The 25,631-nt window shown below is 68.0% G+C and carries 22 protein-coding genes; 15 read left to right on the forward strand and 7 right to left on the reverse strand.

The genetic code is table 11. The features are described 5' to 3' along the window. The first annotated feature begins 169 nt into the window (after positions 1 to 169). Both BJEO58_RS01735 and BJEO58_RS01740 read left to right on the forward strand, forming a co-directional pair. A complete protein-coding gene (locus BJEO58_RS01735; RefSeq protein ID WP_101587153.1) occupies positions 170 to 757 on the forward strand; it encodes a hypothetical protein in 588 nt (195 codons plus the stop codon). 148 nt (positions 758 to 905) lie between these two features. Further along, entirely contained in the window at positions 906 to 1,970 is a 1,065-nt protein-coding gene (locus tag BJEO58_RS01740) for an alcohol dehydrogenase (RefSeq protein WP_101587154.1), read from the forward strand. Between the two features lie 142 nt (positions 1,971 to 2,112). On the opposite strand, the gene BJEO58_RS01745 is transcribed toward BJEO58_RS01740, so the two are convergent. Both BJEO58_RS01745 and BJEO58_RS01750 read right to left on the reverse strand, forming a co-directional pair. Then, positions 2,113 to 2,685 (reverse strand): NADPH-dependent FMN reductase, encoded by a 573-nt coding sequence (locus tag BJEO58_RS01745; RefSeq protein ID WP_101587155.1) that lies wholly within the window; start codon positions 2,683 to 2,685, stop codon positions 2,113 to 2,115. Positions 2,686 to 2,940: 255 nt separating this feature from the next. After that, the gene (locus BJEO58_RS01750; protein WP_101587157.1) at positions 2,941 to 4,014 is read right to left on the reverse strand and encodes a phosphotransferase family protein; all 1,074 of its coding nucleotides are present in this window, start codon (positions 4,012 to 4,014) and stop codon (positions 2,941 to 2,943) included. Positions 4,015 to 4,285: 271 nt separating this feature from the next. On the opposite strand from BJEO58_RS01750, the gene BJEO58_RS01755 reads away from it, so the two are divergent. From BJEO58_RS01755 to BJEO58_RS01780, 6 genes are all read left to right on the forward strand, one after another. Further along, positions 4,286 to 5,455 (forward strand): CaiB/BaiF CoA transferase family protein, encoded by a 1,170-nt coding sequence (locus BJEO58_RS01755; RefSeq protein WP_101587159.1) that lies wholly within the window; start codon positions 4,286 to 4,288, stop codon positions 5,453 to 5,455. A 621-nt stretch (positions 5,456 to 6,076) separates the two neighbouring features. After that, positions 6,077 to 7,405, forward strand: coding sequence for a short-chain fatty acid transporter (locus tag BJEO58_RS01760; RefSeq protein ID WP_101587161.1), 1,329 nt, complete (start codon positions 6,077 to 6,079; stop codon positions 7,403 to 7,405). Between the two features lie 136 nt (positions 7,406 to 7,541). Continuing rightward, positions 7,542 to 8,372 carry a hypothetical protein gene (locus BJEO58_RS01765; RefSeq protein WP_101587163.1) on the forward strand — a complete coding sequence of 277 codons (831 nt, stop codon included), beginning with the start codon at positions 7,542 to 7,544 and terminating at the stop codon, positions 8,370 to 8,372. Beyond that, positions 8,369 to 9,364 (forward strand): alpha/beta fold hydrolase, encoded by a 996-nt coding sequence (locus BJEO58_RS01770; RefSeq protein ID WP_219617047.1) that lies wholly within the window; start codon positions 8,369 to 8,371, stop codon positions 9,362 to 9,364. The genes BJEO58_RS01765 and BJEO58_RS01770 overlap by 4 nt, the downstream gene beginning before the upstream one ends. Then, positions 9,361 to 11,055 (forward strand): AMP-binding protein, encoded by a 1,695-nt coding sequence (locus BJEO58_RS01775; protein WP_101587164.1) that lies wholly within the window; start codon positions 9,361 to 9,363, stop codon positions 11,053 to 11,055. The genes BJEO58_RS01770 and BJEO58_RS01775 overlap by 4 nt, the downstream gene beginning before the upstream one ends. A 116-nt stretch (positions 11,056 to 11,171) precedes the next feature. Beyond that, on the forward strand, positions 11,172 to 12,359 hold the full coding sequence (locus BJEO58_RS01780) for an acyl-CoA dehydrogenase family protein (protein ID WP_101587166.1): 1,188 nt from the start codon (positions 11,172 to 11,174) through the stop codon (positions 12,357 to 12,359). Between the two features lie 95 nt (positions 12,360 to 12,454). Here the strand turns inward: BJEO58_RS01780 and BJEO58_RS01785 are convergent, their stop codons facing one another. From BJEO58_RS01785 to BJEO58_RS01795, 3 genes are all read right to left on the reverse strand, one after another. Continuing rightward, on the reverse strand, positions 12,455 to 13,069 hold the full coding sequence (locus BJEO58_RS01785) for a TetR/AcrR family transcriptional regulator (protein ID WP_180951784.1): 615 nt from the start codon (positions 13,067 to 13,069) through the stop codon (positions 12,455 to 12,457). 284 nt (positions 13,070 to 13,353) lie between these two features. Next, positions 13,354 to 14,199 carry a catechol 1,2-dioxygenase gene (gene catA, locus BJEO58_RS01790; protein WP_101587170.1) on the reverse strand — a complete coding sequence of 282 codons (846 nt, stop codon included), beginning with the start codon at positions 14,197 to 14,199 and terminating at the stop codon, positions 13,354 to 13,356. Between the two features lie 153 nt (positions 14,200 to 14,352). Next, positions 14,353 to 16,242, reverse strand: a complete 1,890-nt coding sequence (locus BJEO58_RS01795) for an FAD-dependent monooxygenase (RefSeq protein WP_101587270.1) — start codon at positions 16,240 to 16,242, stop codon at positions 14,353 to 14,355. Positions 16,243 to 16,643: 401 nt separating this feature from the next. Between BJEO58_RS01795 and BJEO58_RS01800 the strand changes: the two genes are divergently transcribed. From BJEO58_RS01800 to BJEO58_RS01805, 3 genes are all read left to right on the forward strand, one after another. Then, the gene (locus tag BJEO58_RS01800; protein ID WP_101587171.1) at positions 16,644 to 17,162 is read left to right on the forward strand and encodes a nuclear transport factor 2 family protein; all 519 of its coding nucleotides are present in this window, start codon (positions 16,644 to 16,646) and stop codon (positions 17,160 to 17,162) included. Between the two features lie 75 nt (positions 17,163 to 17,237). Continuing rightward, a complete protein-coding gene (locus BJEO58_RS14895) occupies positions 17,238 to 17,384 on the forward strand; it encodes a hypothetical protein (protein WP_180951785.1) in 147 nt (48 codons plus the stop codon). A 3-nt stretch (positions 17,385 to 17,387) separates the two neighbouring features. Next, positions 17,388 to 17,681, forward strand: coding sequence for a TRAP transporter large permease subunit (locus BJEO58_RS01805; protein ID WP_101587173.1), 294 nt, complete (start codon positions 17,388 to 17,390; stop codon positions 17,679 to 17,681). Positions 17,682 to 17,702: 21 nt separating this feature from the next. Here BJEO58_RS01805 and BJEO58_RS01810 read toward each other — a convergent pair whose 3' ends face one another. Further along, positions 17,703 to 18,725: a GlxA family transcriptional regulator gene (locus BJEO58_RS01810; protein WP_101587175.1), complete on the reverse strand. Its 1,023-nt coding sequence runs from the start codon at positions 18,723 to 18,725 to the stop codon at positions 17,703 to 17,705. A gap of 100 nt (positions 18,726 to 18,825) precedes the next feature. Between BJEO58_RS01810 and BJEO58_RS01815 the strand changes: the two genes are divergently transcribed. Beyond that, positions 18,826 to 19,710 (forward strand): NAD(P)H-dependent oxidoreductase, encoded by an 885-nt coding sequence (locus BJEO58_RS01815; protein WP_101587176.1) that lies wholly within the window; start codon positions 18,826 to 18,828, stop codon positions 19,708 to 19,710. A 229-nt stretch (positions 19,711 to 19,939) separates the two neighbouring features. On the opposite strand, the gene BJEO58_RS01820 is transcribed toward BJEO58_RS01815, so the two are convergent. Beyond that, entirely contained in the window at positions 19,940 to 21,019 is a 1,080-nt protein-coding gene (locus tag BJEO58_RS01820) for an NAD(P)-dependent alcohol dehydrogenase (protein WP_101587178.1), read from the reverse strand. A gap of 457 nt (positions 21,020 to 21,476) precedes the next feature. Here BJEO58_RS01820 and BJEO58_RS01825 point away from each other — a divergent pair, with 457 nt between their 5' ends. The 3 genes from BJEO58_RS01825 (at position 21,477) to BJEO58_RS01835 (ending at position 25,341) form a co-directional block, all read left to right on the forward strand. Further along, on the forward strand, positions 21,477 to 22,154 hold the full coding sequence (locus tag BJEO58_RS01825) for a TetR/AcrR family transcriptional regulator (RefSeq protein ID WP_101587179.1): 678 nt from the start codon (positions 21,477 to 21,479) through the stop codon (positions 22,152 to 22,154). A gap of 125 nt (positions 22,155 to 22,279) precedes the next feature. After that, the gene (locus tag BJEO58_RS01830; protein ID WP_101587181.1) at positions 22,280 to 23,812 is read left to right on the forward strand and encodes a hypothetical protein; all 1,533 of its coding nucleotides are present in this window, start codon (positions 22,280 to 22,282) and stop codon (positions 23,810 to 23,812) included. Beyond that, entirely contained in the window at positions 23,791 to 25,341 is a 1,551-nt protein-coding gene (locus BJEO58_RS01835; protein ID WP_144573792.1) for a hypothetical protein, read from the forward strand. The genes BJEO58_RS01830 and BJEO58_RS01835 overlap by 22 nt, the downstream gene beginning before the upstream one ends. Positions 25,342 to 25,631 lie beyond the last annotated feature (290 nt).

Raw genomic sequence — 25,631 nt, forward strand, 5'->3', positions numbered from 1 at the left:
GGCACATCCGAGCCACGGGGTCAACAGCAGAACTCGGTAGGGAAAACCCTAGTCGTCGTGGACGAGGGCCCGATCTCACTACCATGGACGACAGATCCGATGCGGTCTCCGGAGGCGGCCTCGCCGCAGCCTTCGGCCCGCAGAACCCCCACGCAGGGAGCCCCGTCGCATGACCCAGCCCATGCAGTTCCTTCCGCCGCGGCGCTCCAGGCAGCGCATCCGCGTTCTCCTCGCCGCCGCGGTCGTCCTGGGAGTCCTGAACTCGGTCGCGTACCACTCCGCTGCGATCAGCGGCTGGATCCCACACATGCAGGTGCCTGATCGGCAGCTGGTGGGAGTGCTCCTGGGTTCAGACCTGATCCTGGGCCTGCTGGCCCTGTGCCTCGTGCCCGCCGCCATCGCCCATGACACGGAGGAGCTCGAGGAGGACTCCTACATCGGGCCGCCGTCGGCACTCGTCGCGGGTCTTGTCGTGATCACGGTGTGGCAGGTCGCTCCGCTGGCGATGGCGGGCGGTGCGATCGTCATCATCTCCATCTCATCGCGCGTCTCCGCGTCCTGGACCGTCCCTGCGATCTGCGCGTCGATCCTGTCCGCACTCATCTCCCAGTTGGCGTTCCAGCCCCAGCAGCCAGGGCTCAGTTGGGGAACGATCGGGATGACCACGATCATCACCCTGCTCCTCGTTGCTCTGGGGACGGTGCGCGGGAAGCATCTCCGGTCCCTGCGGTGGCCACCCGGCGGTTCCGCCGGCTGACGGACGATCGCTGCGAGGAGCCACTCACTCGGTGCGCTGACCTGGCCGGGAACGACGGACCGCTCTAGAACGGATGAACGTTCTGTGATTGGCTGAAGTCACGCACCCGGCGACGGAGCTGGGTGACAGATTCGTCAGGAGGAACCCCATGAAGGTGTTCGAAGTCGCATCAGCCGGAGCTCCCGCACAGGAAGCGGAGAGGCCCACACCAGACCTCACGGGCAGGGAAGTTCTCGTCAAGGTCACGAACTCGGGAGTGTGCCACTCCGATGTCCACTGCGCGGAGGGCTTCTTCGACATGGGCGACGCCGGCAAGGCGCCCGTCGAGTCGCTGGGGATGTCGTTCCCCCTGGTCCTCGGCCATGAGATCGTCGGTGAGGTCACCGCAGTCGGCCCCGATGCGAGCCTCAGTCCGGGCGGGGAGAAGTTCATCGTCTTCCCCTGGATCGGCTGCGGCGAATGCGGTGCGTGTGCGGAGGACCGCGAGAACTACTGCACCGGTGCACGACGGAACCTGTCGCTGCAGAACGACGGAGGCTTCGCACGCGAGGTCTGGGTGCCCGACGAGCGCTACCTCATCCCCGTCGGCGATCTCGATCCCAGCTGGGCGGCGACGCTCGCATGCTCCGGACTCACCGGCTACGCCGCCGTGTCGAAGGCTCTCACGACCGAGGTCGACCGACCGATCGCCGTCATCGGCACCGGTGGTGTGGGGCTGAGCGCCGTCGTGCTCCTCAAGGCTCGCGGACACAAGAACGTCGTCGCGGCGGACGTCTCCGAGAACGCGCTGAAGAATGCGGAGGCAGCGGGCGCGACCTCGACGGTCCTCACCACGGGTGACGACCCGGTGAAGGACATCGTCCAGGCAGGCGGCGGAAAGCTCGCTGCGGTCATCGATTTCGTCAACAACACGGTGACGTCGTCGATCGCGCTGGGCACCCTGGGGACCGGAGGGAAGCTTGTGGGTGTCGGTCTGTTCGGCGGCCAGCTCGCGTTCCCCACGACCGTCGTCGCTCTGCAGCAGCTGAAGATCGAGGGCAACTTCGTGGGCAATCTGCCCGAACTGCGCGAGCTCATCGAACTGGCCAAGTCGACTCAGCTGCCCCAGCTGCCCATCACGGAGAAGCCGCTCGAGGCCGCAGAGGTCAACGCCGCACTCACCGCGATCGAAGAGGGCACGATCTCCGGCCGGACCGTGCTCGTCGCGGACTGACGTCGAGCCGGCTCGACGGCGCGCTCTCCCCGCACGGCCTCGTGTGAGTGCGTTCCGGCCCCCGACGTCACGTCGGGGGCCGGAGAGCACTCACGCCGTCTGCCGGCGCTCGCTGACGAGTGTCAGGCGACGACCGAGAGCGTCAGGCGGAGACCTTCTCCTCGAGCTTCGCGCGGACGTGGGCGAAGCCGTCGGCCCAGGCGACCAGGTCCTCGAGCATCGGGGCGAACGTCTGCGCGGAGACCTCCTCCGGAGCGAACGCGCCATCCCGGAAGTCGGTGAAGATCGAGAAGGACGCGGCGCCGCGGACCGTCGCCGCACGGAAGTTCGCGAACACCAGTCGCCACGCCTCCACCGCACGCACTCCCTTGTCCGCGCCGTAGCACACGAAGGCGACGGGCTTGTGGGCGAACTCCTGGCCGACGAAATCGATCGCGTTCTTCAGCGGGCCGGGCACCGAGTGGTTGTACTCGGGCGTCACGACGATGTAGGCGTCGAACGGGCGCAGCGCCGCCGCCCAGGCCTTCGTGTGCTCGTTCTCGTACATGCCGGCGCCGCCGGGGATCGCCTCGTCGAGGATCGGCAGGTCGTACGCACCGAAGTGGAGGACCTCGGAGTCGAGTCCGCGCTCGGCCAGCTGTGTCGAGACCCAGTCGACGATCTGCGGGTTGAGTGCTCCGGGGCGGCTGCTGCCTGCGATGACTCCGATGCGCATGTGCGTTCCTCCTTGTGTCCGCGTAACGCGGGACCATGTAGTTGAGCTTCCAACTACATGGTATGGCCACAAGGAGTCACGGTCAGCGTGAGAACCCCCACCTCACGAGGGGGAATACTCCGCAGTGCCGCGGCTGCGGGGCCACCAGGTCAGTGCTACCGGGTCAGGGCCGCCGGATCAGCGCCACCGGGTCAGAGCCACCGCGGACCCCGCCGCGGACGCCGGCCCGGGCCCTGCCGCACAGGCTCCTGCCGCTCAGATGCGACCGGTGCGCAAGATGTCGAGGGCGTACGAGGCGAGGGATTCGACGCTCGCCCCGGCCTCCTCCGGATCCACGTCGAGGTCGCCCATCTTCCCCTGCAGCAGCCGCGTGTAGACCCCTTCGCGGATGCACGCGAGCTTCCACACGGCGAACGCGGCGTAGTACGGCACGTTCGAGGTGTCGCGACCCGTGAGCGTCGAGTAGTGCGCCGACAGCTCCTCCGCGGTCGGCGACCCCTCCTCCGCCCCTGGGGTCCAGATTCCCGTGAGCGAATCATCCACGAACATCATGGCGAGCAGGTATCCCAGATCCGTGACGACGTCGCCGATCGACGACAGCTCCCAGTCCACGATCGCCTGCACGCTGCCCGTGGTCCGATCGAAGAGCATGTTGTTCGGCTTCACGTCTCCGTGGACCATGCCGGTGGCGTTCTCCGGCGGGATCTCCTCCGACAGCACCGCCTGGACCTCGCCGATGACCGGCAGGTCACGTGTCGTGATCGCCTCGTACTGACCCAGCCATCGCCGCAGCTGGCGCTCCACGAAGCCGCCGGGCCGCCGCAGGTCGCCCAGTCCGACCGCATCGACGTCGACGGCGTGCACCTTCGACAGCGCACCGACCATGTCCAGCATCGACTCACGGACGGAACCGCCAGCAGGGATGAGCTCGAGGTCCTCCGGCGCGTGGATCGTGAAGCCCGGGCAGTGGTCCTGGAAGACGAACGGCACGTCGAGCACGTCCGGATCATCGACGATCTCCAGAACGTTCGGCACCGGCACGGGAGTGGGCCCCATGGCCGCCATGATCCGCCCCTCGCGCTTGACATCGTGCGCGCTGCCGCCCGTGTGGCCCAGCGGCGGCCGCCGCAGCACCCACGTCGGCGCACCGTCGTGGGTGACGGTGAACGTGAGGTTGGAGCGCCCCACGGACAGCACCTGGAACCCCACGGCATCCGCGTCGACGTTCTGCCTCTGGGCGATCCATGCACGGACGCGCGGGCCATCGATCCCGCGCGGATCAGTGCTCACTGCGGTGGTCTGCTCTGGACTGGACTGTTCTGGGGACATCGCCGTCGGTCTCCTCACTGAAGGGCATAGCACCCGCGGACCCCATGGCGTCTTCGCCACACGCACATCCGCGCCTGCACATCGCGCACGCGGGCACGCGTTGTCGGAACGTCTCACCACTCAAGCTGATCAAACGTTCGGCCTGTATGCCTACTACGCTAGAAAGGTCTGTCGTGACCGTCAAGCGCGGTCCACACCCTGGATGAACCCGCACGACCGTGCGTGAGTATGGTCGACGAGAATCGCTTCGACGAGGAATGAGGAGACTTCGATGACCGCTCTGCCCAGTACCGCACCATCGTCCACCCCGGGACCCCTGGACGGGATCGTGGTCGCGGACTTCGCACGCGTGCTCGCCGGCCCGTACTGCACGATGCTGCTGGCGGACCTGGGAGCGACGGTCATCAAGGTCGAGAGCCCGGACGGCGACGACACCCGCGGGTGGATGCCGCCCGCGTACAAGGACCAGGCCAGCTACTACCAGGCGGTGAACCGCAACAAGCACTCGATCGCGCTCGACCTCAAGGATGAGGACGACCGAGAGACCGCACGCGGCATCGCCGCCCGCGCGGACGTCTTCGTCCACAACTTCAAGCCGGGCTCGATCGAGCGACTGGGCTTCGGCTATGACGACGTGCGCGCGCTCAATGAGTCGATCATCTACGCCCACATCAGCGGATTCGGCACGAAGGGGGGCGCGGAGCTGCCCGGGTACGACGTTCTCGTCCAGGGCATGGCCGGGCTCATGGACATGAACGGCAGCCCCGACGGGCCGCCCGTCCGTTCGGGCATCTCCCTCTTCGACCTCTCGACGGGGATGATGACCGCACTGGGAATCACCGCGGCCGTCCGCCACCGCGATCTCACCGGTGAGGGACAGCTCGTCGAGAACAACCTCATGAGCAACGCCGTCTTCACGATGCTCAACCAGTACCAGTCCACCGCCACCCACGGAGCGGTCCCCACTCGCGCCGGCGACGAGCACCCGTCGATCTATCCCTACAACGCGTTCCCCACCGGCGACGGCGACCTCATCGTGGTGGGCGCGAACAACGGCCAGTTCGGTCGCCTCTCCGCAGCTCTCGGACACCCCGAGTGGGCAGACGACGAGCGATTCGGATCGCCGGAGAAGCGCAATCGCAATCGCGGCGAACTGCGCCCCCTGCTCGAAGAGGCGCTGTCCCACAAGGGCAGGGACGAATGGTTCCTCCTGCTGCGTGAGGCAGGACTCCCCTGCTCGCCCGTGCAGAACGTGGGCGAGGGACTGAAGACGGCACAGGATCTGGGCCTGGATCCGGTCTGGCACACGGACGACCCGGACTCCGTCGCCACGATCCGGAACTCGCTGACGATGTCCGCCACACCTCCCTCATACCGCAAGGAACCGCCGAAGCTCGGCGAGGACGGCGACGCGATCCGGGCGTGGCTGGCCTCCGACTGACGACTTCGGTGACGACCTCGGCGAGGCCCTCGGCAACGGCCTCGGCAATGGCCTCGGCGCCGTGCGGGCCTCTGTGCTTTCCGGCATGAGCCTCTGCCGCCTCGCTGTCGACGAGCGGCTCCACGGCACCACCTGGCCCGCCACCGGCTGAGTGCACCCGCACCGTCACACACCCGCGCCGTCACACCACTGCAACCGTCACATCACAGCGACGGGACTGAAGCCCCCTCGAAGAAGGTCTTCGTCATCCCGCGAGTGAGTGCAACGTCATCCCGCGAGTGGGTGCAGCCCGGCCCCGAACCGACCCGCGGGGGCCGGGCTGCACCCACTCCATCTGCCGGAAGCGCCGGCGTGACGGGGGGCGGATCGCGCGGCCCCACTGCCCCGGGCAATCCGGACGGAACCCCTCGCCCTCTTGCCCGAACACCGGCCGTGCGCCTACGATGACAGACAAGAACGATCGTTCTTGTCTGTTCCGGCAAGTGCAGCCCGTCGCTCGCAGTCCGCAGTCCGCCGAGGCGGCGAACCGCGGGAGCGAACCACGGAGTACGCACCGCACGAGCCCTCAGTCGAGAACTCGTCGAAGCAATCGCCCCTGAGTTCCCACGAAACGGATCGACGATGAAGTCACTCGCAGCCGGACTGTCCCGCGCCTTCTACAGATTCCTCCCCGAATCGCTGGTCGTGGCGGTGTTCCTCACATTCGTGACGTTCCTCCTCGCGATCGTGGTCGAGCGGCAGAACCCGATCGACGTCACCCGGATGTGGGGCGGGTCCGCATGGGACCTCCTCGCGTTCTCCATGCAGATCGCGATGCTCCTGCTGACCGGCTACATGCTCGCGAACACCCCGCTGGTCGATCGCGGCCTCAACGCACTCGCGAGCCGCGTGACCAATCCCCGCGTCGCCGTCGCCATCGCGACGTTCGCCGGCGCTCTGGGCACGTGGCTCAATGTGGGCTTCGGGCTGGTGATCGGCGTCGTGCTGGCGCGGAAGCTCGCGAAGACCGTCCCGGGACTGCACTACCCGCTCGCCGTCGCCGGCGGCTATGCGGGCTTCTCGCTCTACGGCATCGGGCTGTCCGGCACGATCCCGCTGACGATCGCCACCCCGGGCCACATCCTCGAGGAGCAGATGGGGATCCTCCCCACCTCGGAGACGATCTTCCATCCCATCGTGCTCACCACCAGCATCGTCGTCATCCTCGTCATGCCGGTCTTCCTCGCCCTGCTCCACCCGGCGCGCAACGACGAGGTCATCGCGTTCACGGAGCCGCCCGCCCAGGCGGAGGCTCCTGCCGCCGCCGAGGACGAGGCTCGCGACACCTTCGCCGACCGCCTCAACGCCAACCCCCTGGTGGGCATCCTGCTGGGCGCTGTCGGACTGTTCTACACCGTCCTGCACTTCGCAGGCGGCGACGGCGTGGACTTCGACATCATCAACCTCACCTTCCTCTCCCTCACCCTGCTCCTCTTCGCACGCCCGAACAACATCCTCGTCGGGCTGCGCGCCAGCGTGGGCGTGGTCGCGGGCGTCCTCCTCCAGTACCCGCTGTACGCCGGCATCATGGGCGTGCTCGCCGGGTCCGGCCTCATGATCACCTTCGCCGGAGGATTCGTCGCGATCTCCACTCCGGAGACCCTGCCGTTCTTCAGCTTCCTCGCCGGCGGCCTGATCAACCTCTTCGCTCCGTCGGGCGGTGCGCAGTGGGCTGTCCAGGGGCCGATCATGATCGAAGCGGCCCAGCAGATGGGCGCGAATCACGCAGTGACCGCCCTGGGCGTGGCCTACGGCGACCAGTGGACGAACGCGATCCAGCCGTTCTGGATCATCCCCGTGCTCGCGATCTCCGGCATCAAGCTGCGCGAGGTGATGGGCTATCTCTTCCTCGTCCTGCTCTTCCTGGGCGTGGTGTACAGCGCCTCGATCCTCCTGCTCGGGTCGCTGTGATCGTCCGCGCTCACGTCGTTCCCGTGCACCTCGCCCCACACGCACCCCTCCGCAGCTACCCGCATCCCCGGGATGCGCACCCCAGCCGCTCCCCTCGCAGTCGGGCCGGCGCCGCCGGCCCACGAAAGGACCCACGGTGACAGCACCCGCATCCCCCTCGCTCGGAGCACTCCCCGGGATCGCCCCCGGCACCCTGCTGGCGACGATCGCCGTCACGACGGAGTCGGGCACGCTCGCCCTCGCGGACGAAGCCACCGCCGTCGCCCTGCACCCTCTGGCCGCCGGTCCGGGTGACGTCCGGGCCGCGCGGATCGCGCTGTCGCCCGGCGCCTCCGTCTCCACCGATGCGCCGACGAGCGTGCAGGCCGAGGCGGTCGTGACCGCTCTCCTCGGCACTCGCGAGGGCACTGTCGCCGAGGTCACGGTCACCCTCACGAACGCTCCCTCCGCTGACGTCCCCACGGCCGACGCCGAGGTCCTCGGCACCGTCGAACTCTCCATCCTCACGAATCTGCCGGCCCCCCACCCCCTTGCGGCACCCGGGTCCCGCGAGTGGGCCCGTCTCCTGCAGGAGAGGCTCGTCGCGGACCAGGAGTTCACCGAGCTCATCGAGACCTACGACGGCACGATCGGGCTGCGGATCGGCGGACGCGAGGTCCACATCCGCTGCTATCGCGGCCGGGTGCTCGAAGTGTCGCCCCGCTCGATCAGGGGCGCCGACTTCGTGATCGACATCAGTGGCGCAGAGTTCATCTCCCTCATGACCGCGGAGGCGAACATGTTCATGGAGTCGGCGATGCTCCGTCGACTCAGCTCATCGGGCTCCGGGTACGAGTACCTCCGGATGACGACCGCGCTCATCCGCGTCATCGACCTCTGCCGCAGCCTCGCCGCCGATGCCGGCTGGGGCCACTCCGGGGCCTCCGACGTCCCCGGCGCCGCCGTCACGGAAGGAGCCTCGGCATGACCACGACGTCCCCCACATCCTCCAGCGCAGGCACGGCCCTCGCCCACGACGAGGCCGCACCCACCGTGAGCGGCGCGGCAGCCGCTCAGCCGACTGCGACCTCGGCGGCGGATCCCATGGCAGTGGACCGGCCCGCCCACACACGGCTGCGCGCGCACCAGCTGGAGCTCGACGGCCGCCTGACCTTCGTCCAGGAGTGGGGGCCGGCCGACGGCCTCCCCGTTCTCGCGATCCACACCGCCGGGCAGTCCGGCGTCCAGTATCGCGACGCCGCACGCGAGCTCGCCGCCCATGGCTACCGGGTGATCGTCCCGGACATGCCGGGACACGGGCATTCGGAGCAGCCGGCCGGCGGACCGGTCACGGACCTGGGCGACTACGCCGCGTTCTGCATCCGGGTGCTCGACGCGCTCGAGGTGACGCGTCCCGTCGTCGTCGGCTGTTCGATCGGCGGCAAGATCGCACTCGATGTGGGCATCCGCCTGGGCGACGGCGTGCGCGCGGTGGTGGCGATGGCCGCGAACGCCGATCGCGGGCACGTGAACGTCAAGGCGATGCGGCGCGAGCTCAACGACATCTCCACCCCGTCCCGCTCCGACCGCACGTACTGGGGCACGCGCGCCGTCGTCGGCGGCGCGGTCCCCGAGGCCCGTCGCGAGATCATCGCCCGCATGCACCGCCGCGAGGATCCGGACATCTCGCACTCCGACCTCATCGGCTGGGGTACGCACGACATCATCGACCGGCTCCCTGAGATCACCGCCCCCGCCCACCTGGTGGCCGGCAGCGGGGACCTCTGGATCGACCCGGAGACGATCCGCCGCGCCGCTGCACAGATCCCCGGCGCGCAGTTCACACTGCTCGAAGGGATCGGCCACTATCCCATGGAGGAGATGGCGGACTTCGCGCCGGTCCTCCACGGCTGGATCCAGGACGCCCTCTCATCCGACACACGGCAGGATCGTGGAGACACAGGAGGTTCACTCTCATGACGCGCACGGATCAGACGACTGCACGCACCCTCTACGGCCACCTGCACGACTGGGCCGCGGCGGACCCCGACCGCATCCTGGTGACGCAGGTGGATCCGGGCGAGCTCGGCACCGCGCGCGTGACCACCGACGGTCTCCTCGCCCGCACCCGCACCCTCGCGGCATGGCTGCGCACGCAGGGAGTGGGCGAAGGCGACTGCCTCGCCGTCTGGCTGCCGTCCTGGGCGGAATCCTACGCATGGCAGTTCGCGGCGTCAGCCGTGGGCGCCCACGTCATCGGCGTGAACACCCGCTACAACGTGGCGGAGGTGAGCCACGTGCTCGTCAAGGCCCGACCCAAGGTGCTCGTGACCGCTCACGGCTTCCAGCGCGTGGACTTCCTCGCGACGCTGCGCCGCGTCGCGGAGGGTCTGCCCGAGGGCACTCCCACACCCTTCGTGCTCGTCACCCCGGCCCCGGGTGCCGACCAGGGACCGGACCTGGGCGCCTGGGACCTCGGCGCTGGCAGTGCGGACGCCTCGCAGCTGCCGCAGCCCGCGCCCGAGGCCCTGGCCGGCCTGCGCGCCGACAGCGGCACGGCTGCGGGAGACGGCGGCGACGATCTGCTCACGGTCGCCTTCACGACCTCGGGATCGACGGGCATGCCGAAGCTCGCCGCACACGGCGAGGCGGACACGATCCACCACATGCAGTCCGCCGCCGCGCAGGTGGGGTTCCGGCCGGGCGACCTCATGGTCGAGCCGCTGCCCTACTCCGGCGTGTTCGGCTACGTCGCCGGGATGGTCGCGCTGTTCGGCGGAGCAGGAGTCCTCATCCAGCCCGTCTTCGAACCCGCAGCGCTGCTCGGGGCATGGGAGACGGAGCGCGGGACGCACTACGTGGGCGGCGATGACATGCTCGCCCGGCTGCGCGATGCGTGGCAGTCCAGCCGCGAGGACCTCTCCAGCTGGCGGTGGACCGGGATCGGCGACTTCCAGGGAATGTCGGAGGAGATCGCCGAGTGGGCCGCGGCCGCATTCGGGACGAGGTCCGTGGGCGTGTACGGCTCTTCGGAGGTCTTCGCACTCACCTCGTTCTGGACGCTCGACGGGGATGTCGAGCCCCGCGTGGGCGGCGGCGGTCGCCTGGTCGCGGACGACTACGCGTACCGCATCGCGGATCCGGCGACGGAGGACGAGCTGCCTGACGGTGAGCGCGGTGAGCTGCAGCTGCGCGGGCGGAACGTGGTGACCAGCTACCTGGGCGATGCCGGCGAGGGCGCGAAGGCGTTCTCCGACGACGGCTGGTTCCGGACCGGCGACCTCGCCGAGGCCGTCGATGGCCACACGTACTCGTACATCTGCCGGATCGGCGACGTGCTGCGGCTCAAGGGCTTCATGGTGGATCCCGCAGAGATCGAGATGCACCTGGCGACGCATCCGGAGGTCGTCGTCGCGAAGGTCGTCGGACGTGCGGACGCCGCGGGTGAGACGGAGGCCGTCGCCTTCGTCGTGACGACCCCGGGCGCGACGGTGACGGGCGAGGATCTGCAGGCGCACACGAAGGCGGACCTGGCCCGCTACAAGGTGCCCGCGGAGGTGAGGATAGTCGAGGACATGCCGACCACCGCAGGCACGAACGGACAGAAGATCCGGACCGTGACCCTGCGGGAATGGGCGAACGAGCCCCGTGCAGAAGGTGCGGGGATCTGACGGTCCGCTGGACGGACTGCGCATCACGGAGCGAGATGCCGCCGCGCACGATTGATTACATTTGTATAATGGAGACGATCGATTGATATCACGATCGACGGTTGAGGAGATTTCGGATGACGCACAAGCCGCGCCCGCGCCCTGGCACACCCCACTACATGACCGAGGAACGGGTCGAGCTCCAGCAGCTCGCCCGGCAGTTCGCCCGCGAGGTCGTCCTGCCGATCGCCAATGAGGTCGATCCGCAAGAGGGCGACTTCCCGCCGGAGATGGTCCAGCAGATGGCCGACATGGGCTTCTTCGGGATCCTGATCCCGGAAGAGTACGGAGGGCTCGATCTGGGTGTCTTCGAGTACTGCCTGGTCGCCGAGGAGCTCTCGCGCGCATGGATGAGCGTGTCCGGCCTGCTGGCTCGCGGCAACGGCATGGGCGGCGGATTCTCCGAAGAGCAGGAGCAGCGACTGCTGCCGAAGGTCGCCACCGGCGAGTACCTGGGCGCCTTCGCCCTGTCCGAGGCCGAGGCCGGCTCCGATGTCGCGAACATCACGTGCAGGGCCGACCAGGATCCGGAGACCGGCGAGTGGATCATCACCGGCACGAAGATGTGGTGCACGTACGCCGACCAGGCGGACTACATCATCCTGTTCGCGCGCACGTCCTCGCCTGATGAGGAGAAGCGCCACCGCGGGATCTCGACGTTCCTGCTGGAGAAGGAGCGCGGCTCGTTCCCCGCAGGCATGTCCGGCACGCCTGCGCGGAAGATCGGCTACTTCGGCTGGAAGACCTGGGACCTGAACTTCGACGGTCTGCGTCTGCCGGCCGATGCGCTGCTCGGCGAACAGGAGAAGGGCTTCTATCAGGCGGTGTCCGGCCTGGAGGTCGGGCGCGCGCACACCGCGGCCCGGTCGATCGGACTGGCGCAGGCCGCCCTGGAGGACTCCATCGCGTACATGCAGCAGCGTGTGCAGTTCAAGCACAAGCTGGCCGACTTCCAGCACCTGCGGTTCAAGATCGCGGACATGGCCGCGCAGATCGAGGCCTGCCGTCAGCTCATGTACCACGTGTGCACGCAGATCGACACGGGCGCACGCTGCGACCGTGAGGCCGCGATGGTGAAGTACCTGGCGGCCGAGATGGCGGAGAAGGTCACCAGCGAGGCCGTGCAGATCCACGGCGGGGCCGGCTACACGAAGGACTTCGCCGTCGAGCGCCACTGGCGCGACGCACGTCTGACGAAGATCTTCGAGGGCTCCTCCGAGATCCAGATGCGCATCATCTCCGACGACCTGCTCGGTCGCGACTGAGATCGGTCGCGGCTGAGAACTGCGGGGAAGGAGCGGCGCTCCCTCCCCGCAGTCGATCGTGCACCTGCCTGCGATCGTGCACGACGCGCGAAGAGTCAGTGACGGCGCGGCGAACGCACCAGGCCGAGCGCAAGGTCGACCTGGCGCACGATGATGTCGTCGGGGCTCAGTCGCCCATTCGGCCGGTACCAGCCGGACATCGAATTGCACAGCGTCACCAGGGCACGTGTGGCGAACCCTTCATCCGCGACGTCGAAGTCGCCTGCACGCGTCCCGGCCTCCACGATGCGCCGGAAGACGGTTTCGGTCCGGTCCCGCTCCTGGATGACGCTCGCGCGGTCGTCACCGGACAGATAACGGAACTCCGTGATCCCGACGGTCGAGGCACTGGGCTTCGCGACGACGAACCGAATGTAGGCGGTGACGGCGGCGACGAGCCGGTCAGCGGGCGGCTCCCCCGCCTCGGCCTCGGCAGCTTCGAGCGCATCGGCGAGCTCGCGGCCGGTCGCCTCGAGGACGAACTTCAGCAGCCCGTCCTTGGAGTCGAAGTAGTTGTAGAGGTTGGACTGCGACGTCTCGGCCACGGCGGCGATACCGCGCATCGAGGCGCCGTTGAAACCGCGCTCTGCGAAGACCTGCAGGGCCGCGGCGATGACCGTTTCACGGTCGATGAAGTTCGGCGCTCGGCGCCGCAATCCTGCTTCGGTCAAATCTCTCAGTCCTCGCCTGTGCCGTTCTCAGCACGATCGTCTCACGCGGTGGTGCCGGGGCTTCATGCGCGCCGCGTCCCACAAGACCTCGGCCCGATCCGCCGCAGGGTCTGCCATCAGTCCGCAGCCGCTCCGTCGGCACGAGGAGAGGTCACGGGAATCGGCGGGGGGCTCCCCACGGGAAGGAGCCCATGGGAACTAGCCCACCGGGCGTGGCCCAGTCTACGGCGGTGGAGTGCCGCGGACTGGGCCACGCCCGAGGGACGGCGCAACTGTTCAGCCGCTCACGCCTTGTCCAGCTGGTAGTTGTAGACGGCGGTCTTGCCGCCCTCACCGTCGGGCTGCGGGTCCAGCATCAGCTCCGGCTTCACGGCCTGTGCGACGTCGTCGTCGTTGTGCTCATCACCGGGGAAGTACAGCTGCTGGATGAGGTCCTGGTGACCGGGAGCCTTCACGAGGATGTGCAGGTGAGCCGGGCGCCAGGCGTGCCCGTCGATGGCTGCGATCATCTTGCCGGTCGAGCCGTCGGTGGGGATCTGATACGGCGCGGGCTGGATGGTGCTGATCTCGAAGTTGCCCTCGGAATCGACCGGCACCGTGACGCGCAGGTTCCACTCGGGGATGCCTGGGGCGAACTGGGAGTAGTAGCCCTCCTCGTCCGCCTGCCACAGCTCGATGGTGGCATCCGTGAGCGCCCCGCCGTCCACGTCGGCGATGTTGCCGGTGAACTTCAGCCTGGTGCCCTTCTCGTCGTCACGCATCGGGATGGTGGCCGGGGACTGGATCACGGGCGAGTTCGGGACGTAGTAGGGACCGAAGATGGAGCCCTTGCTGCCCTTGCGGTCGCGCGTGACGATGTCCTCGATCGTGTGCTCCAGGAAGACGTCCAGCCACAGCGGCCATTCGCCGTCTTCACCGACCTGGATCAGCCAGCCCTTGAGGATGTTGAACTCCTCGTAGGTCATCGAGTGCTTCTCAGCGATGTCGCTCATCGCCTTGATGGCATCGCCGATGAGAGCCTGGGCGCGCTCGACCGGGATGTCGGCGCCGGCGCTGGAACGACCGGACTGGCGGAAGACGTCTGTGGCGCTCGCACCGGAGTCGGCAGCTGCTGGGGAGTGGGTGTTCATGAGTATTCCTTCCCTGAGGGTGTGGAACAGCGATGCGGCGGCGCGTCGCTGTGGATGCACGGGCTCGAAGTACTGGTGAGCTGAATCTAGAGGGTCCAGTGAGGCGCGTTCAAGGCATCACGTCCTCCCTGTCGTCCTGCACGGCCTGGTTCTTCATGCTGGGACGAGATCGGGAGCTGCCTGCCGGACCATGCTCTGAGCGAAGAACTCGGTGATCTCATTGCGCGCGCTCAGCGGCAGAACATGTGCGACATACATGTCCGGGCGGACGATCACCAGAGCGCCTGAGCGGTCGATCCCGCGGGCGTCGAAGAAGTCTTCGTCGGGGATCGTCGCGTACACCTTCTCCCAATCCGTCAGGCCGTATTCGCCCACCTTCGGCCTGAAGAGGCTCGGCACGTCGTTGACGTCGACCGCGTGGTAGTCCTGCTGATAGATCACCTTGGCGTCGAAGACGCTGTCGATATCGGCGCCCTCCGGCGTGAAGAGCCTGACCGGCGAATCCTTCGAGTCCTCCAGCCACGCGGCGAGATCAGCCACGTCGGTCCCCTCCGCGTCGGAGAATGCATAGAGGCGCCACCGTCCATCTGCGCGGAAATGATGACCGACATGCACCGGCAGAGAGTCCGCCACGCGGGAGACAAGGGCCGACTTGAAGCGCATACCGATCGGAAAGCCCTTGGCCAGAGCCTGGTGCTCAGCGGTTCCGGTGATCCTGGAGGGCTGGTAGTGCGTCTCGAAGCCGCCCGGGAAGTTCGCGGTGTCGACGAAGAAGTCCACGATCTCCTGCGGGCCCGCCATCTCCTCCGGACGCTTGGACATCATCGCCGACCATTCCTTGTCGTAGTCGATGAGCTTCTGGGCGACGACCTGGCGCTCATCATGGTAGGTCTGCAGCAGGGACTCATCACTGCGGCCCTCGAGCACCTGCCCGATCTTCCACGCGAAGTTCCACCCATCCTGGATGGAGACGTTCATGCCCTGTCCGGCCTTGGCGGAGTGGGTATGGCAGGCATCGCCGGCGATGAACACCCGCGGCGTCAGGTCGGGATTCTGCTGAGCGGCCACATCGTCGAAGCTCTCGGCCACAGTGTGGCGCACCTCGTAGTTGCTGTACCAGGCCACCTTGCGCACATCGACCGAGTAGGGGTGCAGGATGCGGTTCGCCCGCTCGATGGCCTCCTCCGCAGTGGTGGACATGACCCGCTCGCGATTCTCGTCGTTCGGGCTCTCCAGGGAGACGTAGAACCGGGTCAGGAAGCCTCCTTCGCGCGGAATGAGCAGGATGGTGCCGTCCTTGTCGGACTGGATCCCGCTTCTGGTGCGGAAGTCCGGGAAGTCGGTGTTCGCCAGGATGTCCATGACCGCCCAGGCCTGCGATGCCGAGTCGGAACTGACCTCCACATCCATGCAGCCGCGCAGCCGGCTACGTGCGCCGTCGCAGCCCATGACGTACTTGGCGCGGACGGTGCGCTCCGAGCCGTCCACCTCCCGGAGCCGGACCTCGACCGGGTACTCCCCACTGTCATGCACCGTCAGGTCGAGGAACTCGAAGCCGTAGTTGATGTTGATGCGCGCCGGCCCGTTGGCGGCCCGGGCCGCGAAGTAGTCGATCACCCGCGCCTGGTTCACCGTCAGGATGGGGAACTCACTGACCGAGGCCGGCGGGTCGGGAGCCCGGGCTCCGCGAGCGATCTCGGTGGGGTTCTCGGGATGGGGGCCCCAGAAGCTCATCTCCCGCATGTGGGCGGCCTCCTGGGCGATGGAGTCATAGAACTCGAAGGCCTGGAACGTCTCACCGCTGCGGGGGAAGAGCCCATCCGCGCGGCCGGCGGCCAGACGCGTCGGGCGGCGCTCGATGATGCGCGTGTGGACATCGGGGTAGTCGGTCAGCTGAGCAGCCTGGACGATGCCTGCCGGACCCGCGCCCACGATGAGCACGTCCATCGTCTCCGGAAGCTCTTCGGTCCGATCGACACCGGTCCCTGCGGCCTCCCTGACGCGAGGGTCATGGCCGACGTAGCCGTCATGGTGATACTGCATCTTGCCAGCTCCTTTGCTGTGCGTGCTGAACCGCACGAGTGTGACCATTAAGCAAGAACGACCGTTCGTTCCTAGTGAACTGTATCACAGGCCCCGTGGCGTCCGACAGTGCTTCAGCGCATGCTGTTCACCTCGTCCACGACGGCGAGCGACAGGCGCAACGCCCCGGACGCCCGCGGCGTCAATCCCACCGCACCCCGCCACCCGCCGCAGCCCGAGGCATCGCGGACCAGCGCACCTGCGGGCGGTTGCCAACCACGACGTGAACTGGGACACTCCTGGAGACTCAAGAACGATCGTTCTTGTGGGCGGTCGGGTTCAGCGATGAGGTTGTGCAACCACGAGCCCCTCCGTTCACCCCCGTTCCACTCCGGCACAGTCGCCGGGAAGGAGATGACCAGGTGAGCACCTCACACGACGACCTCGCGTCCCGCATCCAGCGCCTCGAGGACATCCACGACATCACTCAGCTGCGCGCACGGTACTGCCAGGCCCTCGACGACGGACTCTGGGAGGACCTCGCGGACACCTTCACCCCCGACGGCGCCTTCGTCGGACTGTCGACCGCCCGGGGCCGCGAAGAGATGCTGGAGTTCTTCCCCACCCTCAACGCATCGACCGTCACGTCGTGGTGGCACTTCAGCTCCAACGAGACGGTGGAGGTCGACGGCGACTCCGCCCACGGCACCACGTGGCTGCTCCAGCCGTGCGTCGTCGAGAGCGAGTCCCAGCTGGCCGCGGGGCGGTACGAGGACACCCTCGTGCGCACAGCTCGCGGGTGGCGATTCCAGGAGCGGAAGGTGTCGTTCTTCTTCTGGTCCTCTCTGGAGTCCGGCTGGGACGCGGCGCGCTTCGACTTCCCGCCTGCGGCAGGCGCGGAGGACGCCCGCACCCGCGAACGCCTGGAGAAGGGCGTCTGAGACGTCTGCGATGGCCGAGGCGCTGAGCCTCGCCCGACCACACCGACAGATCCTTCCGCGACGAGAGGACGAAACATGCGCAGCACGTCGATGGCCCTGACAGCCATCGCGGGCACCGCAGCGGTCGCTCTGACCGCCTGCGGGCCCAGCGGGACCTCCCGCGTCGCCGGTGACGGCGAGGGCCGCACACTCACCGTCACGATCGGCGGCCCGCGCTCCTGAGGAGTGCCGCTGCTGCTGCCGATCACGCCCGCGTTCGGCATCGACCCGCTGTGGTTCGGTGCCTTCATCGTGCTGCTGGGCGAGCTCGCCGTCATCACCCCGCCGGTCGGTGTGCTGCTGTACGTGATCCACCGCCTCTCGCAGTCAGAGGAGGTGAACCTGGGGCAGACGATCACCATCACGGATGTCATGCGCGCGGCGATCACGTTCATCCCGATCACGATCGTCGTCGCGCTCGTCCTGATCTTCTTCCCGGACCTGGTCACGATCCTGCCGGAGCTGTCGTTCGCCGACTAGCGCGCGTCCTCCGCTGTCTGTTCACCTCGGGGCCCAGCTCTGCACCGTCGCTCCCGGACGCGCTCCGCCTCGGAACGTCCTGCGGTAGGCACTCGGCGTCGTGTCCAGAGTGTCCCTGAAGTGCTGGCGCAGGGAGACGGACGTGCCGAACCCTGACCTTGCCGAGACCTCGTCGATCGGCAGGTCGGAATCCTCGAGCAGCTCCCGCGCCCGCTCCGTGCGCTGCTGGATCAGCCACTGCCGCGGAGTCATGCCGACCTCGGCACGGAATCGCCGGGTGAAGGTGCGCACACTCATCGTCGCCCGCTTCGCCAGGTCCTGGAGCGGCAGGGAGCGGTGCAGGTTCTCCAGCGCCCACTCCCGGGCTGCGCCGATCCCGCCGGACGTCGGTTCTGGAACGGGCAGACGGATGAACTGGGCCTGCCCGCCGTCCCGATGCGGTGGAACGACAGTGGTGCGCGCGACGGAGTTCGCCACAGCTGTTCCATGATCGTTCCGGATCATGTGCAGGCACATATCGATGCCAGCGGCCTCACCGGCCGAGGTGAGCACGTCGCCCGCATCGATGTAGAGCACGTCCGGCACGAGCTCCACCGCGGGGTACAGGGCCCGGAAGTGCTCGACGTGATTCCAATGAGTCGTCGCTCTGCGTCCGTCCAGCAGCCCCGCAGCTGCCAGAGCGAACGCACCCGTGCAGACCGAGGCGACGCGGACCCCGGGACGGAACTGCGCGACGACGTCCTGCATCTGTGGGGAGAGACCACCATCTGACAGCGGCGCGTAGTCCTCCTGCGCCGCTGGGATCACCACTGTATGGGCCTCACGCAGGAGGTCCGCACCGTACTCCACCGTGATCCCGAAATCAGTGTTCGTGCGGATCGTGCCCGGTTCCGGACTGCAGGTGAGGACTTCGTAGAGCTGGGCGCCGTCACTCGAGCGAGCAGCTCCGAACAGCTGATGGATCAGTCCCAGCTCCATCGGCCGCACCCCCGGACGGACGAGGACTGCGACGCGGTGTCGATCGGAGGACGCGAACCCAGGCATGGCCGGATTCTTTCACATATTGTCTGGCTGGCCACTCGAGTCGGGATGCCGCGCGCTGAAGACTGGACGCGAGCACAGCCACCGACAGAACAGGACCACCATGAACGTCTTGTGGATCTTCGCCCACCCGGACCAGTCCTCGCTGAACGCAGCGCTGCGCGACGAGGGCCTCGCCGCACTCACGGAAGCCGGACACTCCCACCGCGTCTCGGACCTCTACGCCATGGGGTGGAAGCCCACCCTCGACCGCGACGACTTCACGGAGGACCATGGCGACCCTGCAGGCATCGGCCGGGCGTCCGGGCACGCCTACGACCGCGGCACCCTGAGCGAGGACATCACCGCAGAGCACCAGAAGCTCGACTGGGCCGATGCGGTCGTCTTCCAGTTCCCGCTCTGGTGGTTCGCACCCCCGGCGATCCTGAAGGGCTGGATCGACCGCGTGCTCGTGAAGGGCTACGCCTACGGAGTCACCGACCCGGACCACCCCGGCAGGACCCTGCGCTATGGCGAGGGGGTCCTGTCAGGGAAGCGCGCACTCGTCCTCACCAGCACCGGCGGACCTGAGGCCGCTTTCTCCCCGCGCGGGATCAACGGCCAGCTCGACCAGATCCTCTTCCCACTGCTGCACGGCACCTTCTGGTACACGGGCATGTCCGTGCTTCCGCCCGTCGCCGTCTACGGCGCGAATCGACTGGACGACCAGCAGTACCGCGCGGCTGCCGAAACGGTGCGCCGGCAGGTCACCGCGATCGGAGAGACCGAGCCGATCCCCTACCGCTCGCAGAACGGCGGCGACTACGACGAGGACCTCGTCCTCAGGTCGCCCCTCGCACCCGATCGTTCCGGACTCGCAGTCCATTCGACGCGTCAGTCCGGCACGGACGAGGCGGGATCTGCACGATCAGAACCCACCCCGTCAGAGTTCGCCCAGTCCGGGTCCATCCGGCCAGGGTTCGCTCCGTCAGGCCCGCGAATCGGGTGACTCCGCCGTCCTGCCGCGGGTGACGACGCCGTCCTGCCGCGAGGGACACCTCCGAGGCTTGAGGGCCGGGTGTGTGCGCCCGGCCCTCGAACCTTCAGCCCGTCCCTCGCGGAAGAACCGGCTGCGGCCGGCTGCTGCGGGCCGCTGCGGGCGAGCGGAGCGCGCCGGCCTGTCCACGTCAATCGACCTGGGACTCGGCGGTCTCCGCATCAGCACTATCCGTCTCAGATCAGACCTTCTCAGCACCCTCCGCGCTGTCGAACGTCGACGTGTCGATGACGAAGCGGAAGAGCACGTCGCCCTCCACCACGCGGTCGTAGGCTGCGTCCACATCGTCGACGCCGATCTTCTCGATCCACGATCCCAGACCGTGCTCGGCGCAGAAGTCGAGCATCTCCTGGGTCTCCCGGATGCCGCCGATGTTGGAACCGGTGAGCACCTTTCCGCCGCTGATCAGCGCGCCGAAGCCCACGGGCTGCTTCTCCGGCGGCAGTCCGACGACCGCCATGACTCCACGCCGGCGCAGCAGGCCCAGGTACTTGTCGAGAGGGATGTCCGCACTGATCGTGTTGAGGATGAAGTCGAACGCGCCGCGGTGGGTGCGGAAGAAGTCCTCCTCCGTCGTGGCGAGCACGCGTGAGGCGCCCAGCTTCAGCGCGGTCTCCTCCTTCTTGAGGCTGCGGCTCAGCACGGTCACGTCAGCGCCCTTCGCCGCAGCGATCTGGACGCCCATGTGGCCCAGGCCGCCCAGTCCCAGCACAGCGACCTTCGTGCCTTCGCCCACCCCCCAGCGGGCGATCGGCGCGTAGGTCGTGATTCCCGCGCACAGCAGCGGCGCCGCACGGTCGAAGTCCAGTGCGTCGGGGATGCGCAGGACGAACCGGTCGTCGACGACGACCTTCTGCGCGTAACCGCCCTGCGTCACGGAGCCGTCGACATCGACCGAGTTGTACGTGCCCACCTTCTTCCCCTTGCCGCCGGTGCAGTCCTGCTCCTCGCCGTCGGTGCACGCCGTGCACTCGCCGCAGGAGTTCACCAGGCATCCCACGCCCACGCGGTCGCCGACCGCGTGGTCCGAGACCTCCGAGCCCACAGCCTCGACGATGCCTGCGATCTCGTGGCCCACTGCGAGAGGGAAGTGCGCCTCGCCCCACTCATTGCGGATCGTGTGGATGTCGCTGTGGCAGATCCCTGCGGCCCGGATGTCGATCAGGACGTCGCGGGGGCCCACGTCGCGCCGCTCGATCTCCGTCACGCGGAAGGGCTCTTCCGGCCCGGTCTTCTGCAGTGCCTTGACGGTGATGGTCACAGTTCCTCCTGGGGTGGGACATATGCGTCCCTGACAGTATGTCAGCGCGACGCCGGGCACTTCGAGCACGCAGCGCCGTGTGACGGACGGTGACCCTGCCTCGGCGCCCACCACGGGCCCTGGAAAGGGCCCCTGCGGCGAGACCCTCGCGTGGGCGGGGGCCGCCGCTGTCACTCTGTACGATGTCCGTGCCCGCCTCGACGGGGCGCAGATGGGCGGACGCACGTCGCCGCACAGACGAGCCGAGCCCCCTCATGGGCTGTGAATCACAGAGGTGGACCACTCTTCACCGCGCCACGCACCGAATATTTCAGGTAGTGTCTGAATGCACCCTTACCGAACGATCACTCAGATCGGTGAGGCCTGAGACCGGAGCTCGTCCGAAGAGCCCACGCGGGGCAGTGTCGCCTCGTCGTGGACGCGCTTCCGACAGCGGACGACGAAAGAGGAGTTCGACGTGGCGACCACCAACGGACGCGCTGAGATCCTGCGCGCCGCGCGGATCACCTTCGCACGGCACGGATTCGACGGTGCGTCGATCCGCGACATCGCGCAGGAGGCGGGGCTCAGCCTTTCCGCACTGTACTACTACTTCCCCTCCAAGCAGGATGCGCTGCGCGAACTCATCCACAACGCCTTCTCGTGGTTCAGTGAGCGAGCGAGCGCTACCGTCGAAGCGATCGGCTCGGACCCGGTCGAGCGGATCTCCGTGCTGGTCCGCTTCACTGTTCGCTACCGGTCGATGTACCGCCAGATCAGCCGCGTGATCCTCCGCGACACCGAGCGGCTGAACGCCGACAGCTTCAGCTTGATCCGGGAACTCCAGAAGGAATCCCGCAACATCTTCGCCGGCGTCGTCGAAGAGGGCCGGGCATCCGGCGTCTTCGCGGTCGAGAGCGCAGAGACCGCGTCGCGCGCGATCCTGTCGATCGTCAATGCGATCCCGCTGTGGTTCTCCGAAGACGGCGACATGACGATTGACGATCTGGAGCGGGAGTACACGCGCTTCAGCCTCCGCCTACTCGCCCACGACCCGGACGACGCGGAACTCGACCGCCTCCTCGCGCTCCCCCTCGAGGACGTCGAGGACTTCAGCGGCCGGCTCGACGGCACAGCGGCACCGATCAAGGGCTGACGCCGAGGCGGCCTGCCTCGCCTGGGCCGACCCGCCGCGCCCGTCGTGCCTGATCCGCTACACGTGTGCGGCTTCGAGCACGACTGCGTCGCCTTCGACTGCCCGACCCCACCCACACTGGTCATATGACCAGCACGCGCACACGCCGCCGCACCACGTCGCAGACGCCATGGCGGACCGTCACCCGAGCGACGGCCGGGGGCGCGACCCTGAGCCTCGCCCTGCTCGCCGGGTGCGAACCTGACGACCGCGACGATCGCCCGGCGTCGGACTACGCGACTCTCGTCGACGAGCTGCGCTCGCTCCCCGGAGTCGACAGTGTCGAGAGCACGCCGGGGGCCCCGGACACGCCGGTGGCCGACGCCGACGCCGGCCCTTCCTCCCCCTCACCCCCTGGCCACTCCCCCTCGTCCCCCGCCACGGACTCGACGTTCACCGTCGTCCTCGATCCGGACAGCGGCGAGGCGGAGCTGCGCACGGTGGGCAAGCGCTCGCACACGCTGGTGAACGACCACAGGTACCCGTCCGGCGCTCCTGAGGTCACCGTCGGGTACGGGCCGTTCACCGCGGAGATTGCGCAGTCGCGTCCCGACAGCGAATACGTGGCCTGCGCGGACGCGTGCGGGCAGGACCGGATCGAGCTCACCGATTTCCTCGACCTCCGTGCGCTCCCCGATGTCGAATCCGGTTCCCTCACCGCAGGCGGCGCGGAGGTCGTGCTCGCAGAAGACCAGGATGTCCGCGGGTGGGTCGCGGACGCGCTCGAGACCGATGTCCGGACGCGTCTGATCGTTCGCACGGCACAGGAGCCGGAGTCGCGGTGGCTGGTGCTCAGCCTGGGCGCCGACGGCACTGCGGACGCCGTGGCGTCACTGTTCGACCTCGCAGACTTGACCGGCGCCGAGGTCGTCGAGGCCTCTGTCGAGCAGAGCATCCAGTACCCGTCGGCGACCCTGCGCGTCGCAGGCCCCTCGGACGTCCCCGCCGTGCACGACGCAGTCGTCGCGGAAGTCCCCGACCGTGAGCTGAGCGGCTTCGAGATCGTCACGGACGACGGGCTCGAGGTGCTCGTGGACGATGACGGACCCCCGATCGAGCACAGTATGGAGGCCCGCCGTCTGCTGACGGACGCACGCTCCGCGGTCACCCGGATCGGCGGAGGCGGCAGCTACGTCGAACTCACCGTTCCCGACTCCGAGGTCCTCCGCAGCGTGGTCGACACGATCTCCGATGCTGCCTGGCCACTGCCGCAGGACACCTCGGTGCGTGTCAGCCACGAGGACAGTTCGGACTACAAGGCGCCCTTCAGCGCCGACGAGTGGGACGAACGGGAGCCGCTGCTCACCGACCTCTGGGACGCCGGGCTCGTCGATGTCGCCTACAGGTACGGCCATGAGGATGTCGACACGACGCTCGAGATCGGACCGGAGTCCGAGTTCAGCACGCCGGCGGGCCGCGACGCCCTCGTCCAAACACTGCGAGGAGTGGACTGGAAGGGCACCGCCAGGATCACCCTGGCCAGCGGGGACATGCCCTCCTTCACGACGACCGCCGACGGTCGCGCCCAGAACCCGCACAACACCGCCTCCGGTGCGGAGGCCGACGTACACGGCTGGGGACAGGAGTTCGTCGACGCATGGAACGAGTCAGCATCATGAACTTCCGATCCCGCCTGCCCGCACTCCTGAGCGGTCTCGCACTCGCCTTCACCGTCACGGCATGCGGCCACGTCGACTCCGAACAGGAGTCGAGCATCGACTACGAAGGCTTCGCCGAGTCGGTGGCCGAACTCCCCGCCGTCGCATCGGTCGAATCGGCCGCCGCTGGAGAAGCAATCGTGGCCGAGATCTCCGCTGAGGCGAGCGAGGCCGCACTGCGAACGACAGGCCGTCGCATCATGCGGCTGCTCGACGATGCCGGAGTCTCCTATGAGACCTCGCCCCTCACGATCGTCAGCGGTCCGTACACCATCGCGGGCACGTACGGCTACAGCGAGCCGGACGGTGGCCCTTACCGATCGCACCGCCTGGACCTGACGGCGCTGCCCCACCTCCGCGAGCTGCCCGACGTCGCATCGGGAACCCTGCACAATGGCACTGCGACCGTCACCCTCACGGAAGGGACGGACCTGCACACCTGGGTCGAGGACGCCGTCACCCGGGACGGACGCTCACGGGTGCGCGCCTACCCCGCGCAGGATGACTCACAGGAGACCGAGTCTCCGAACGGCTCCCCGGGGACGGACGGAGGAGCGGACGCACCGACTGCCGACGACACGGGGAGCGGTAAGACAGACGTCGTGCCGGTCCCCGCCGAATCCGACGAGCTCGAGGAGTCCTTCACGTTCCACCTTGGCTCCGAGAAGAACGCCGACACCGTTCAGAAGCTGTTCGCCGCCGCTGACTCCGCGGACGCAGCGGTCGTCACGGCGGAGGTCTCCTCGGAGGGGGAGGTCGACGCGGACCTGGAGCTGGAATCACTCGCCGATCTCGAACAGCTCGATGACGTGTTCGCCGGTGAGTACGACGTGCTGACCGGCTTCACATTCCACACGGGAGACGGGTTCCGTCTGGACTACGGGTCGACCATGCAGGGCCACACCGGCCAGGGCGCTCCGTCGATCGGCGACGTCCTGGCCGCCCATCAGCAGATCGAGGACCTCGGCGCCGCACTGACGTCAGTATCGGAGAGTCTGCAGGAGGCTGAGATCGAAGCGCCTGACGCCGATGCCCTGCGCGACGTCGCAGAGGCGGTGTCCTCGTCCGCGTGGCCGCTGGAGCCCACACAGCGCATCGCACTCAGCCATCCGGACTCGCCGGATGTCGCCTCGTTCCTCCCCGCAGAGGCATGGGGCGAGCGCGTGGACGTCCTCGCCTCACTGTGGGGCGCGGGCTTCACCACTGCGACGGACCGCGGTGGGTCTGCATCCCCCGACGTCACACTCCCTCACGGCCAGGGGCCGGACATCACCACTGCGACGGGCCGCGATGCCCTCGTCGCAGCTCTCCGCGGCGTCGACTGGGAGGGAACTGCACGCATCACCGTCGAACATCCCCCGTGCCTCACGTTCGAGTCGACGGCCGACGGCACGGCACTGAACCCCCACGACTGCCAGCACGAGGCCTCCACCGAGCTGTCCGGATGGGATCAGGAGGTCATCGATGCCTGGGATGCCACGGCCGGCTGAGGACAGCCGCCTCTCCCGTCGAGTTCGACCGGTTCGTTGATCCGACGGGCCGGCCGAATGCGACTGTTCATCTTCTGAACACCCCCGGTATGGACAGCGCCCCGGGTTCGTAGGCTCACAGTGCGACGCACCGCAGAGGTGGGACATCGATGCCCCGCCCAACTGTCAAGCCCCGAGTTTTGTAGAGGGATTTCTATCTGGAAATTGATGCCAACGCCCGAGCAGGCAGCTGCGCGTGGACTACTTCGAACTCGACAGGAGGCACGTGCCCGATCTCGCCATGAAGACGG

Source organism: Brevibacterium jeotgali (genome assembly GCF_900169175.1).
GTDB classification, from domain to species: domain Bacteria; phylum Actinomycetota; class Actinomycetes; order Actinomycetales; family Brevibacteriaceae; genus Brevibacterium; species Brevibacterium jeotgali.

Excerpts from the sequence above, each read along its gene's own strand:
- catA (WP_101587170.1), bottom strand. The coding sequence starts at position 14,199 with ATGAACACCCACTCCCCAGCAGCTGCCGACTCCGGTGCGAGCGCCACA.
- BJEO58_RS01760 (WP_101587161.1), top strand. The coding sequence starts at position 6,077 with ATGAAGTCACTCGCAGCCGGACTGTCCCGCGCCTTCTACAGATTCCTC.
- BJEO58_RS01755 (WP_101587159.1), top strand. The coding sequence starts at position 4,286 with ATGACCGCTCTGCCCAGTACCGCACCATCGTCCACCCCGGGACCCCTG.
- BJEO58_RS01740 (WP_101587154.1), top strand. The coding sequence starts at position 906 with ATGAAGGTGTTCGAAGTCGCATCAGCCGGAGCTCCCGCACAGGAAGCG.
- BJEO58_RS14895 (WP_180951785.1), top strand. The coding sequence starts at position 17,238 with ATGCGCAGCACGTCGATGGCCCTGACAGCCATCGCGGGCACCGCAGCG.
- BJEO58_RS01775 (WP_101587164.1), top strand. The coding sequence starts at position 9,361 with ATGACGCGCACGGATCAGACGACTGCACGCACCCTCTACGGCCACCTG.
- BJEO58_RS01795 (WP_101587270.1), bottom strand. The coding sequence starts at position 16,242 with ATGCAGTATCACCATGACGGCTACGTCGGCCATGACCCTCGCGTCAGG.
- BJEO58_RS01815 (WP_101587176.1), top strand. The coding sequence starts at position 18,826 with ATGAACGTCTTGTGGATCTTCGCCCACCCGGACCAGTCCTCGCTGAAC.
- BJEO58_RS01830 (WP_101587181.1), top strand. The coding sequence starts at position 22,280 with ATGACCAGCACGCGCACACGCCGCCGCACCACGTCGCAGACGCCATGG.
- BJEO58_RS01835 (WP_144573792.1), top strand. The coding sequence starts at position 23,791 with ATGGAACGAGTCAGCATCATGAACTTCCGATCCCGCCTGCCCGCACTC.
- BJEO58_RS01735 (WP_101587153.1), top strand. The coding sequence starts at position 170 with ATGACCCAGCCCATGCAGTTCCTTCCGCCGCGGCGCTCCAGGCAGCGC.
- BJEO58_RS01745 (WP_101587155.1), bottom strand. The coding sequence starts at position 2,685 with ATGCGCATCGGAGTCATCGCAGGCAGCAGCCGCCCCGGAGCACTCAAC.
- BJEO58_RS01810 (WP_101587175.1), bottom strand. The coding sequence starts at position 18,725 with ATGCCTGGGTTCGCGTCCTCCGATCGACACCGCGTCGCAGTCCTCGTC.
- BJEO58_RS01750 (WP_101587157.1), bottom strand. The coding sequence starts at position 4,014 with ATGTCCCCAGAACAGTCCAGTCCAGAGCAGACCACCGCAGTGAGCACT.
- BJEO58_RS01770 (WP_219617047.1), top strand. The coding sequence starts at position 8,369 with ATGACCACGACGTCCCCCACATCCTCCAGCGCAGGCACGGCCCTCGCC.
- BJEO58_RS01780 (WP_101587166.1), top strand. The coding sequence starts at position 11,172 with ATGACGCACAAGCCGCGCCCGCGCCCTGGCACACCCCACTACATGACC.